General features: G+C 66.2%; 10 protein-coding genes. 1 reads left to right on the forward strand and 9 read right to left on the reverse strand.

From position 1 onward, the window contains the following. The 6 genes from JYJ84_RS16275 to argS all read right to left on the reverse strand — a co-directional run. A partial coding sequence (locus tag JYJ84_RS16275; RefSeq protein WP_205189285.1) for an ATP-binding cassette domain-containing protein occupies positions 1 to 229 on the reverse strand: 229 nt, incomplete at its 3' end. A 199-nt stretch (positions 230 to 428) separates the two neighbouring features. Beyond that, complete coding sequence (locus JYJ84_RS16280) at positions 429 to 2,024, reverse strand: ABC transporter substrate-binding protein (protein WP_174961714.1); 1,596 nt, start codon at positions 2,022 to 2,024, stop codon at positions 429 to 431. Between the two features lie 405 nt (positions 2,025 to 2,429). After that, positions 2,430 to 3,203, reverse strand: coding sequence for an SDR family oxidoreductase (locus JYJ84_RS16285; RefSeq protein WP_174961712.1), 774 nt, complete (start codon positions 3,201 to 3,203; stop codon positions 2,430 to 2,432). A gap of 19 nt (positions 3,204 to 3,222) precedes the next feature. Continuing rightward, positions 3,223 to 3,861: a thiol:disulfide interchange protein DsbA/DsbL gene (locus JYJ84_RS16290; protein WP_011353364.1), complete on the reverse strand. Its 639-nt coding sequence runs from the start codon at positions 3,859 to 3,861 to the stop codon at positions 3,223 to 3,225. Positions 3,862 to 3,929: 68 nt separating this feature from the next. Next, the gene (locus tag JYJ84_RS16295) at positions 3,930 to 4,874 is read right to left on the reverse strand and encodes an SPOR domain-containing protein (RefSeq protein ID WP_175223271.1); all 945 of its coding nucleotides are present in this window, start codon (positions 4,872 to 4,874) and stop codon (positions 3,930 to 3,932) included. Positions 4,875 to 4,980: 106 nt separating this feature from the next. Continuing rightward, positions 4,981 to 6,762 (reverse strand): arginine--tRNA ligase, encoded by a 1,782-nt coding sequence (gene argS, locus JYJ84_RS16300; RefSeq protein WP_174961707.1) that lies wholly within the window; start codon positions 6,760 to 6,762, stop codon positions 4,981 to 4,983. Positions 6,763 to 6,962: 200 nt separating this feature from the next. Between argS and JYJ84_RS16305 the strand changes: the two genes are divergently transcribed. After that, positions 6,963 to 7,286 (forward strand): DUF1840 domain-containing protein, encoded by a 324-nt coding sequence (locus JYJ84_RS16305; RefSeq protein WP_011353361.1) that lies wholly within the window; start codon positions 6,963 to 6,965, stop codon positions 7,284 to 7,286. Between the two features lie 305 nt (positions 7,287 to 7,591). On the opposite strand, the gene JYJ84_RS16310 is transcribed toward JYJ84_RS16305, so the two are convergent. From JYJ84_RS16310 to JYJ84_RS16320, 3 genes are all read right to left on the reverse strand, one after another. Further along, the gene (locus tag JYJ84_RS16310) at positions 7,592 to 8,179 is read right to left on the reverse strand and encodes a hypothetical protein (RefSeq protein WP_175223272.1); all 588 of its coding nucleotides are present in this window, start codon (positions 8,177 to 8,179) and stop codon (positions 7,592 to 7,594) included. A gap of 187 nt (positions 8,180 to 8,366) precedes the next feature. Further along, positions 8,367 to 11,084 carry a methionine synthase gene (metH, locus tag JYJ84_RS16315; RefSeq protein ID WP_175223273.1) on the reverse strand — a complete coding sequence of 906 codons (2,718 nt, stop codon included), beginning with the start codon at positions 11,082 to 11,084 and terminating at the stop codon, positions 8,367 to 8,369. A 41-nt stretch (positions 11,085 to 11,125) separates the two neighbouring features. Beyond that, the gene (locus tag JYJ84_RS16320) at positions 11,126 to 12,193 is read right to left on the reverse strand and encodes a homocysteine S-methyltransferase family protein (protein ID WP_175223274.1); all 1,068 of its coding nucleotides are present in this window, start codon (positions 12,191 to 12,193) and stop codon (positions 11,126 to 11,128) included. Between the last annotated feature and the right edge of the window lie 77 nt (positions 12,194 to 12,270).

Here is a 12,270-nt window from a genome sequence, read left to right on the forward strand (position 1 = left end):
CGACGTAGACGACTGGCGTGTGCCGGTCGATCGTCCCCGAACTCGGTGCGCAGCGCCCCGCGATCAGTTGCGCGAGCTGGCTCTTGCCGATGCCGTTGCGGCCGACGATGCCGGTCGGCGTGCGATCGATGGAAAGGTCGAGCGAATCGAACAGCGTGACGCCGTCGTCGAAGCGGAAGGAAACGTGATGAAGCGCGACGAGCGCGCCGGTGGGCGTGGCAGCAGCCATAAGCACCTCCGAAAATGCGTGAAGACCTTCGCGCGCGGCGTGCGTGGCACGGCGGCGAAAACATTTTGGGAAGGCTTAGTTGTTCACTTTGGCTGGCGTCCGGTATGAGGAATGAGCGCGCAGTGTAGCGCGCGCGGCGCGCGGGTCGCAAGCGACGGTCCGACGCACCGTCGCTTGCGCGCCACGCGCGAGGATCGCGTTACTGCACGGCGACGGTCGTGAAGTTCTGCCGTCCGAACGGGCTCACGTGATAGCCGCTCACGTTCGTGCGCGTGAGCGCGGCCGCGGTCGGATAGCCGAGCGGAATCCACAGCGCCTGGTCGTGGATGATCTTCTGCGCCGCTTCGTACAGCTTCGCGCGCTTGGCCTGGTCGGCGGTCGACTTGCCGTCGGCGATCAGCTTGTCGAGCTGCGCGTCGCAGAAGCGCGCGAAGTTGATGCCCGATTTCACCGCGTTGCAGCTGAACAGCGGCGACAGGTAGTTGTCCGGATCGCCGTTGTCGCCGGCCCAGCCCATGAACAGCATGTCATGCTGGCCGAGCTTCGCCTGCTTGATCAGCTCGCCCCATTCGATCACCTTGACCTCGGCCTTCACGCCGATCTTCGCGAGGTCGGCCTGCAGCAGCTCCGCGCCGACCTTCGGATTCGGGTTCAGCACGCTGCCGGTCGGGCGCGTCCAGATCGTCGTCGAGAAGCCGTTCGGGAAGCCGGCCTGCGCGAGCAGCTGCTTCGCCTTCGCGGGATCGTACGCATACGGCGCGACGTCCTTCGCGTAGCTCCACGTGTTCGGCGGATACGGGTTGTTCGCGGCCGTCGCGGTGTTGTCGAACACGACCTTCAGGTAGGTCGCGCGGTCGAACGCGAGGTTCAGCGCCTCGCGCACCTTGTCGCTGTCGAGCGGCTTCTTCTGCGTGTTCAGTGCGACGAACGCAGTCATGAACGCGGGCGTCTGCACGACCTTCAGCGCGCTTTCGCCCTTCGCGGCGAGCACGTCCTGCGGCTTCGGCGACAGCGCGATCTGGCATTCGCCGGCCTTCACCTTCTGCAGGCGCACCGACGGGTCGGGCGTGATTGCATAGATCAGCCGGTCGACCTTCGGCTTCGTGCCCCAGTAGGTCGGATTCACGTCGTAGCGGATCAGCGCGTCCTTCGTGTAGCTCTTCAGCACGAACGGGCCGGTGCCGACCGGCTTCGCGTTCAGGTCGGCCTGCTTGCCGGCCTTCAGCAACTGGTCCGCGTATTCGGCCGAGTAGATCGACGCGAAGCCCATCGTCAGGATCGGCACGAACGTCGCGTTCGGCTCGTTCAGCACGAACTTCACCGTGCTGTCGTCGACCTTCGTGACCGACTTCACGAGCTTCACGAGGCCCATCGACTGCGCGTGCGGGAAGCCGCTCGCGCCGGCCACCTTGTGCCACGGGTTCGAATCGTCGAGCATCCGCGAGAACGTGAACACGACGTCGTCCGCATCGAGCGTGCGGCTCGGCTTGAAGGTGTCGGTGGTCTGGAATGCGACGTTCGGGCGCAGATGGAACGTGTAGGTGAGGCCGTCGGCGCTCGCGTCCCATTTGTCGGCGAGCGCGGGCACGACTTTCTTCGCGGCTTCGTCGTACGACACGAGCGTGTTGAAGATCACGTCGGCCGATGCATTGGTCGTGACGAGCGAGTTGTACTGCACGACGTCGAAGCCGTCCGGGCTCGATTCCGTGCACACGGTGAGCGGCTTGGCGGCGGCGAGGCCGGGGGCGGCGAGGGCGGCGGCGAGCGTGGCCGCGGCGAACAGCTTGACCTGCATAGGATCTCCCACGTGGCTTGTGTTTTTTGCTGGGTGACGGGATGCGGGCGCGGCCCGGAAGCGGACAGGGCCGGCGCGGCTGGCGAATAGCATACCGTCAAAGCGCGCGACGCGTGAAAAAAGGCGCCTGAACGCGGCGAATTGACCGAAAAACGGCTGCGTTCGCGACGGAACGGGTGTTGGGGCGGCGGGCGGGGGAGCGCTGGCGCTGGGGACGCTGGATAGTGGCGCGGCGGGGACGGCGCGGGAGCGGTGCGGGTGCGCCGCGAATCGAAGCGTCGAAGCGGTCAGGCGTTGGTGTGGCGAGGCGGAGAGGCGGCGAGGCGGAGAGACGGAGAGACGGAGAGACCGAGAGACGGAGAGACGGCCCGCGAAGCTTCGCGCGGGCCGGCGCTCGCCGGAGCGTCAGTGCGCCCCGGCCTTCGGCTTGCGCGGCGCCTTCTCGAACAGGCGGTCGTACAGCCAGCGCGGCAGCACGTGCAGCACCTTCGCGACGACGCCCATCTGCCACGGAATCACGCGGAACGCGTGCTGCCGCGCGATCGCCTGGGCCGCACGCGCGGCGAAGCGGTCGGCGTCCATCAGGAATGGCATCCGGTACGGGTTGTGCGCGGTCATCGGCGTGCGGATGTAGCCGGGCGCGATCGTCACGACGCCGACGCCGGCCGGCCGCAGCTCGACGCGCAGCGCTTCGAGGTACTTGATCGCGGCCGATTTCGACGCGCTGTACGCGCCGGAGCCGGGTAGGCCGCGCACGCCGGCGACGCTCGCGACACCGACCAGCGTGCCGTGGCGCGTGGCCGTCATCGGGCCGACGAACGGCTCGAACGTCGCGACCATCCCGTAGTAGTTGATGTCCATCACGTTGCGGAACGTCGCGAGATCGCCCTGGCCCGTGACGGCGCCCTGGCTGATGCCCGCGTTTGCGATCACGACGTCGGGACAGCCGTGCGCCGCGATGAACGACGCGGCGGCCGTCGCGAGCGCGTCGGCGTCGCGCACGTCGGCGGAATAGACGGAGATGGACAGCTTCGGGAAGCGTCGCGCGAACGCATCGAGGGCATCGGTGCGTCGCGCGACGAGTGCGAGCGTGGCGCCCTGGCGGGCGTATTCCTCGGCCATCGCGAGGCCGAGGCCGCTCGATGCGCCGGTGATGAAGACCTTCAGCGGATTAGTCATGCCGGCGCGCGGGCGGGGATCAGAGCTTCTTGTCCTGAACCTGCTTCACGAGGAAGTCCAGCACCTGGGCGGTGCCCGGGATGCTGTTCGCGTAAGCGGGGCCCGTCTTGTACTTGCCCTGGACGACGACCGTCGGCACGCCGTCGATCGCGTAGTCCTTCAGCAGCTTGGCCGACTGGTTCACTTCGCCCTGCACGCTGAACGAGTTGTACGCGTCCATGAACTGCTTCTTGTCGACGCCCTGCGTGGCCAGGAAGTCGGCCTGCGCCTGCGGCGTCAGCAGGTAGTTCTTCTGCTTGTGGATCGCGTTGAAGATCGCCGGCGTGACCTTCTCGGAGATGCCGAGCGCGGACACCGCGTAGAACAGCTTCGAGTGCGGGACGAAATCGTCACGGAATGCGACCGGGACGCGCTTGAAGTCGATGTTGTTGCCCTGCTTCTTCACCCAGGCCTCGATCGTCGGCTCGAATTCGTAGCAGTGCGGGCAGCCGTACCAGAAGAACTCGATCACCTCGACCTTGCCGGCCGGCGCGGACACCGGCTGCGGCGACTTCATCACCTCGAAGTCCTTGCCGGCGACCGGCGCGGCGGGCGAAGCCTGCGCGAGACCGGCGGCCAGGCCCAGGGACAGAAGGAGCGTGCTAAGCAGTTTTTTCATGTTGTGAACGTCGAATCAGTTGCTCGGGTTACGGAACGTAACGGGTTCTGAGTGGGCTCGGCCGGTTCTTACTGCTTCGTGAAACGAATCACCGCCGTGTCGACACCTGCATCGGACAGGCGCTGGCGGGCCGAGTTCATCTCCTCGAATTTCGAGAACGGGCCGACGCGTACGCGGAAATAGGTCACGCCGCTGACATCGCGCTTCGACACCTTCGACTCGAAGCCCTGGAAGCCGAGGCGCGCGCGCTGCTGCTCGGCGTCGCCTTCCGTCTTGTACGCGCCCACCTGCAGGAAGTAGCCGGTATTCGCGTCGTTCGCGGTCGGCGGCTTCGCTGCCGCGGCGGTCGTGGCCGACGAGGTCGGCTTCGACGTGTTCGCGGCCAGTTGCTGCTGTTGCTGCTTTTGCGCGGCGGCTTGCTGGGCCTGCTTCTGCGCGGCGAAGCGCGCGAGGTCGTCCTCGCCGCCGGGCTGTTGCTGCTGCGGGTGTTGTTGCTGTTGCTGCGCTTGCTGCGTCTTCTTCGGCGGCGGCGTGGTGTCGGCCGGCTTCGGCGCGACGGCGACGCCGTTGCCCGACGACGGATTGTTATTGTTCGACGACGGGTTGTTCGACGCGGTCGTGCCGTTCGAGCTGCCGGTATTGTTCGAGCCGCTCGACCCGTTGGCCTGCGGCGGCACTTCGACGATCTGCGGTTCGGGCAGCAGGCCGCCCTGGGTCTGGTTCGCGGCCTGGCCGGGCGCGGTGTTCGGCGGCGCGGGCTGCGCGGCCTGCGGTACCGGCTGGCCGGGCGTCTTGCCCTGCAGCGCGCGGTTCGGATCGAACTGCTGCGGCTGGCTCGCGCCGTTGTCGGCCGGCGGCGGCGCGACCTTCGACACGAACGGCGACGGCGAACGCGTGATGTAGAGCGCCACCACCACGGCGATCGCGAGGCCGACGATCAGGCCCAGCACGATTCCAAGAAATGTCCCTCCGGCTTGTTTCGATTGCTTCGAAGTTCGGCGTGGTTGTGCCATTGCTTGAGTCACCTGCAAAAAGAATCGTGAAAAGGCCGCGGCGGGCACCCGACGACGGGCGCGCCTGCCGCAGCCATTCGCTGCCCGGTTCGGGCCGCTTGCTGCCTTACATCTTGGCGGGCGCGGACACGCCGAGCACCGCCAGGCCATTCTCGAGCACCTGCCGGGTCGCGGCGAGGAGCGCGGCGCGCGCATTGCGCGGTGCTTCGTCGTCGACCAGCACGCGCTCCGCATTGTAGAACGAGTGGAATTCGCCAGCGAGGTCGCGCAAGTAGAACGCGACCGCGTGCGGTGCCAGCTCGTTCGCTGCGTGCGTGAGCATGTCCGGGTACTCGGCCAGCTTCTGCATCAGTGACGCCGCTTGCGCGCTCGTCAGCTGCGACAGGTCGGCGCCCGGCAGTTGCGCGACGTCGACGTTGTAGCGCGACTTCAGCTCGTTGAGCACCGAGCAGATCCGCGCATGCGCGTACTGGACGTAATAGACCGGGTTTTCGTCGTTCTGTTTCAGCGCGAGGTCGATGTCGAACACGAACTCGGTATCGGCCTTGCGCGAGATCAGGAAGAAGCGCACCGCGTCACGGCCGCGCGTGATGGTCGCTTCGTCGATCAGGTCGGGTGCCGCTTCCTGGCCCGCCGCCGCGCCACCCGACCATTCGATCAGGTCGCGCACCGTCACGTAGCTGCCCGCGCGCTTCGAGATCTTCACTTCCTGGCCGTCGCGCATCACGGTGACCATCTTGTGCAGCACGTAGTCGGGGTAGCCCTTCGGGATTCCGATGTGCAGCCCCTGCAGGCCGGCGCGCACGCGCGCGATCGTGCCGTGGTGGTCCGAGCCCTGGATGTTGATCACCTTCGTGAAGCCGCGCTCCCACTTCGTCACGTGGTACGCGACGTCCGGCACGAAGTACGTGTACGTGCCGTCCGACTTGCGCATCACGCGATCCTTGTCGTCGCCTTCGTCGGTCGTGCGCAGCCACAGTGCGCCGTCCTGCTCGTAGGTCATGCCGGCCTTGATCAGCGCGTCGACCGTCTTCTCGACGCGGCCTTCGCTGTACAGCGACGACTCGAGGTAGTACTGGTCGAACTTCACGCCGAACGCCTGCAGGTCCATGTCCTGCTCGCGACGCAGGTACGTGACCGCGAACTTGCGGATCGCGTCGAGATCCTCGACGTCGCCCGTGCCCTTGACCGGCTCGCCGTCCGACGCAGCGACCGTTTCGCCGTTCAGGAAGTCGCGCGCGATGTCGGCGATGTATTCGCCGTTGTACGCGGCTTCCGGCCAGCCCGCGTCGCCCGGCTTCAGGCCGCGTGCGCGCGCCTGCGTCGAGATCGCGAGGTTGCCGATCTGCACGCCCGCGTCGTTGTAGTAGAACTCGCGGTGCACCGCGTAGCCCTGGCTCGCGATCACGTTCGCGAGCACGTCGCCGAGCGCTGCCTGGCGGCCGTGACCGACGTGCAGCGGGCCGGTCGGGTTGGCCGACACGAATTCGAGCAACACTTGCTTGCCTTTCTCGCGATCCGACGTGCCGAACGCGCGGCCCTGGTCGAACACGGCGGCGATCACCGCCTGCTTCGCGGCGGCCGACAGGCGCAGGTTGATGAAGCCGGGGCCGGCGATCTCGGCGGCTTCGACGAGGCCTTGCGCGCCCGGCTGGGCGGTGAGGGCGGCGACGATCTGCTCGGCGAGCTGGCGCGGGTTCGTGCCGAGCGGCTTTGCGAGCTGCATCGCGACGTTGCACGCGACGTCGCCGTGTGCGGCGACCTTCGGGCGCTCCAGCGTGATGGCGGGGGCGACGAACGCCGCGTCGGCGCCTTTCAGCGCGTGTGCGACCTGCTTGACGCTATCCGCGAGCAGGGCTTCGAGGGTCTGTTTGTGTGCTGGCAGCATGCTGGTAGAAGGCTTCGTTGGTGGTGGCCGGAAACGCCGGGCCGCCGGCGCGCTTTTTAAGCGCGCGTTTCAGGGATCGCAGAATTTTAACAGGTGCTAATATGCCGCTCAGGCGGCCCGTGTCCGCGAGGCCGGACGCCGGTCTGCCGGCGTTCCCCAACCGCGCTGCGCAGGCACAACAAGATGAAAAGGGAATTGTCATGATTACGTTCAAGAGCAAGGCGGCACAGGATCTCGACGTGCTGAAGGATTTCGCCGTGTATGTGCTGGGTCTCGTCGGCAAGCAGCTGGGCGAGCGCGGTGTGATTACGCACGACGAGCTGGACCACGCGATCGCCAAGCTGGAAGGCGCGGTCGCGCAGGCGAAGCAGGAACGCGCCGAGCACGCCGGCCATTTCCACGAGGACGAAGCCGACCACGCGCACCACGAAGTGCCGCCGAGCCTGGCACAGCGCGTCGCGCCGTTCCTCACGATGCTGCGCGAAGCGAAAGCCGGCGAAGCCGACGTGCACTGGGGTTTCTGAGCTTCCTTGCCCGGCCGTCCGAAAGGATCGAAAGGCAGAAAAAAGCCCGCTTCCGAGCGGGCTTTTTCTTTTGTCTGATGAAAAATGCACCGGGCGGCGGCGCGCTCGAGGCGGGGTGGGGCGGCCGGGGCTCGCCTTGACCGAAAGGTGAAATTCCTTATAATTCAACGCAAGACTATGTGAAAGCGGGTGCGAAAACATAGCGCCGCCCGAGTGATCGGGCCCCACCTGGAGTGGGTACTTCGTCGAGAGACGGAAAGAGAATCCCGCATGCGACGGCTGCCGAAAGGCGGCCGTTGGTTTTTCTACGCCCGGATCTTGCGGCCCTCCAGGCTTGCGCGCAGCAACGTGCGCAACGCCACTTTCCGGGCTTCCCGCTGGCGTCGGTTCAAGCCGCCATCCAGCATGTAGGCCGACTGGACGCGCAGGATGAGCCGGCGTTTTCTGGTCCGGTCCCTCGAAACCTCGAAGAACACGGCATACACCCGTTGTACGCCATCCGACGAGGCCGTCTCCACCGTCACGAAATTGGGTTGCCGTTCATCGGCGACAACGATCCGGCGCGTTGCCAGCCCGACGATCACATCGCGCAACAGGCGTCGCGACGCGTGGTACCGGTCCGCGCAAAGCACCCGTGTCTCGCGGCCGTCATCGTAGATCTCGTCGTCCGGAATGGTGTCGCGGGTGCGCGGGTCCCATTTGAAACTGCGGGTGAAGCAGTGACAGGAGAACAGGACCAGAACCGTCACGTCGAAGCCGGTTTCCAGATCGTACGAGAACGTCAGCGGGCGCAAATGACTCAGGTCCCAGCTTTCACCGCGGTAGCGCGTCGGCGGGAACGGACTGGCTGCATCGATCGGCGTGTCGTTGATCCGGATCTCGAAGGTCGACATGGCGGGACGAATTTCGGGCTGAAAGGGAAGGGCTATCCATGCGCCTTTGCGTGAACGCTCGGGCTTTTGCGGCCTGGGTCGGACAATATTGAGATTAGGTATCCTGATTGATTTTCAGGATGTACGACGCGCCCCGTGACCGGGCGCGTGGCGGCAAGACGCGGCGGGAGCGCCGCGGTTCGATCGATTACAACTGCGGCGCGAGCGCGCGGCGCGCGTCGTCGAGCGACAGCGCCATGCGCTGCGCGTAGTCCTCGAGCTGATCCTGCCCGATTTTGCCGACGGAGAAATACGTGCTGTCCGGATGCGCGAGATAGAAGCCCGACACGCTCGCGGCCGGCAGCATCGCCAGCGAGTCGGTCACGCTCATGCCGATCTCGTCCGCGCGCAGCACGTCGAACATGTCGCGCTTCACGAGGTGGTCGGGGCAGGCCGGGTAGCCGGGCGCCGGGCGGATGCCCGCGTACTTTTCCGCGATCAGCGCTTCGTTGTCGAGCGTTTCACCGCTTGCGTAGCCCCACAGCTCGCGCCGCACGCGGGCGTGCATCGCTTCCGCGAAGGCTTCCGCGAAGCGGTCGGCGAGCGCCTTCAGCATGATCGCGCTGTAGTCGTCGTGGTCGGCTTCGAACTGCTTTTCCTTCACGTCGACGCCGAGGCCGGCCGTCACCGCGAACATCCCGATGTAGTCGGCGACGCCCGATTCCTTCGGCGCGATGAAATCGGCGAGCGAGCGGTTCGGCCGCATCACGCCGTCGACCACCGGGCGCACGCTCTGCTGGCGCAGGTTGCGCCACGTGAGCAGCACTTCCGAGCGCGACTCGTCGCTGTAGATCTCGATGTCGTCGTCGTTGACGGTATTCGCCGGCAGCAGCGAGAGCACGCCGCTCGCGGTCAGCCAGCGGCCCTGGATCAGGCGCGCGAGCATCGATTTCGCGTCGGAGAACACGCGCCGCGCCGATTCGCCGACGATCTCGTCGTTCAGGATCGCCGGGTACGGGCCCGCGAGATCCCAGGTCTGGAAGAACGGGCCCCAGTCGATGTACTGCGCGAGCTCGTTCAGGTCGTAGTTCTTGAACACGCGGCGGCCGATGAACTTCGGCTTCACCGGCTGGTAGCCGGCCCAGTCGACCTTGGTCTTGTTCGCGCGCGCCTCGGCGAGCGTGACCATCGGCTGCGCCTTGCGGTTCGCGTGCTGGTCGCGGATGCGTTCGTAGTCGGACTTCAGCTCGTCGAGGTACTTCGTCGCGCCTTCGTCGGACAGCAGGCTGGAGGCGACCGACACCGAGCGCGACGCGTCCGGCACGTAGACCACCGGGCCTTCGTAGTGCGGCGCGATCTTCACGGCCGTGTGCACGCGCGACGTCGTTGCGCCGCCGATCAGCAGCGGAATCTTCTTCACGCGGAAGTAGTCGTCGCGCTGCATTTCGGATGCAACGTAGGCCATTTCCTCGAGGCTCGGCGTGATGAGGCCCGACAGCCCGATGATGTCCGCGCCCTCGACCTTCGCCTTCGCGAGGATCTCGTTGCACGGGACCATCACGCCCATGTTGACGACTTCGAAGTTGTTGCACTGGAGCACGACCGACACGATGTTCTTGCCGATGTCGTGCACGTCGCCCTTCACGGTCGCGATGACGATCTTGCCCTTCGCGCGCACGTCGCCGCCCGCTTCCGCGAGCAGGCGCTTTTCTTCCTCGATGAACGGGATCAGGTGCGCGACCGCCTGCTTCATCACGCGCGCCGATTTCACCACCTGCGGCAGGAACATCTTGCCCTGGCCGAACAGGTCGCCGACGATGTTCATCCCGTCCATCAGCGGCCCTTCGATCACGTTGATCGGGCGGCCACCAGCCGCGGCGATCTTCGCGCGCACTTCCTCGGTATCCTCGACGATGAAGTTCGTGATGCCGTGCACGAGCGCATGCGAGAGCCGCTTCTCGACCGGCTGGTTGCGCCACTCGAGGTTCTCTTCCTTCTTCGCGCCCCCAGCCTTGAACTTGTCGGCGATCTCGAGCAGGCGGTCGGTCGAATCGTCGCGGCGGTTCAGGATCACGTCCTCGACGCGCTCGCGCAGCTCCGCGTCGAGATCGGCGTACACGCCGAGCTGGCCCGCGTTGACGATGCCCATGTCCATCCCCGCCTGGATCGCGTGGTACAGGAACACGGTGTGGATCGCCTCGCGCACCGGGTCGTTGCCGCGGAACGAGAACGACACGTTCGACACGCCGCCGCTCACCTTCGCGTACGGCAGGTTTTGCTTGATCCAGCGGGTCGCCTCGATGAAGTCGACCGCGTAGTTGTTGTGCTCCTCGATGCCGGTCGCGACCGCGAAGATGTTCGGGTCGAAGATGATGTCTTCCGGCGGGAAGCCGACTTCGTTCACGAGGAAGTCGTACGAGCGCTTGCAGATCTCGGTCTTGCGCGCGTAGGTGTCTGCCTGGCCGGTTTCGTCGAACGCCATCACGACGGCCGCCGCACCGTAGCGGCGGATCAGGTTTGCGTGGTGGCGGAACGCATCCTCGCCTTCCTTCAGCGAGATCGAGTTCACGATCGCCTTGCCCTGCACGCACTTCAGGCCCGCCTCGATCACTTCCCACTTCGACGAGTCGATCATGATCGGCACGCGCGCGATGTCCGGCTCCGATGCGATGAGATTCAGGAAGCGCACCATCGCCGCCTTCGAATCGAGCATCGCCTCGTCCATGTTGATGTCGATCACCTGCGCGCCGTTCTCGACCTGCTGGCGCGCGACCGCGAGCGCCTCGTCGAACTGGCCGTTGAGGATCATGCGCGCGAACGCTTTCGAGCCGGTGACGTTGGTGCGCTCACCGACGTTGATGAAGAGCGTTCCGGGCGTGACGTTGAACGGCTCGAGGCCGGCGAGGCGCATCATGTGATCGGTCATGGCGGTGCGAATTCTGGTGATGAAGGGCGGGGGCGGTCGGGTCAGGCGTTGTCGCTGTACTGGTTCGGCCAGCGGCGCGGCTTCACGTCGGCGAGCGCCTTCGCGATCTCGGCGATGTGTTCGGGCGTCGTGCCGCAGCAGCCGCCCGCGAGGTTCACGAGCCCGGCTTGCGCGAATTCCTTCAGGAGACCCGACGTGACGTCCGGCGTCTCGTCGAAGCCCGTCTCGGCCATCGGGTTCGGCAGGCCCGCGTTCGGGTAACACGACACGTAGGTGTCGCACAGCTTCGCGAGCTCGGCGATGTACGGGCGCATCAGCGCCGCGCCGAGCGCGCAGTTCAGGCCGAACGTGAGCGGCTTCGCGTGGCGCAGCGAATTCCAGAACGCCTCGACCGTCTGGCCCGACAGGATCCGGCCCGACGCATCGGTGACGGTGCCCGAGATCATGATCGGCAGGCGCTCGCCGGTGTCCTCGAACAGCTCGTCGAGCGCGAACAGCGCAGCCTTTGCGTTCAGCGTGTCGAAGATGGTCTCGACGAGGAACAGGTCGACACCGCCGTCGAGCAGCGCCTTCGCCTGCTGGTAGTACGACGCGCGCAGCTCGTCGAACGTGACGTTGCGTGCGCCCGGATCGTTGACGTCCGGCGAGATGCTGGCCGTCTTTGGCGTCGGCCCGATTGCGCCTGCGACGAAGCGCGGTTTGTCCGGCGTCGCGTATTTTTCGGCCGCTTCGCGTGCGAGCTTCGCCGATTCGATGTTCATTTCGACGACGAGATCTTCCATCTCGTAGTCGGACTGCGCGACGGTCGTCGCGCCGAACGTGTTGGTCTCGACGATGTCGGCGCCGGCCGCGAAGTACTGGTCGTGGATCTCGCGGATGATCTGCGGCTGCGTGATCGACAGCAGTTCGTTGTTGCCCTTGATGTCGCGCGCGAAATCCTTGAAGCGCTCGCCGCGATACGCGGCTTCGTCGAGCTTGTAGCGCTGGATCATCGTGCCCATCGCGCCGTCGAGGATCAGGATGCGCGATTTCAGCAGCGCAGGCAGAGCGGCGCCGCGCGTGTAGGACGCGTCGAGCGGGACGGAAGCGGCGAGAGGAGTCGCAGACATGGGCGAAGGACCGGCGAAGACGGGAAAACCGTCATTGTAGCCGGTGCGCATGGGGCCCGCCCGGCCTTGCGCCGCGC

Source organism: Burkholderia sp. LMG 13014 (assembly GCF_905232215.1).
Taxonomy (GTDB): domain Bacteria; phylum Pseudomonadota; class Gammaproteobacteria; order Burkholderiales; family Burkholderiaceae; genus Burkholderia.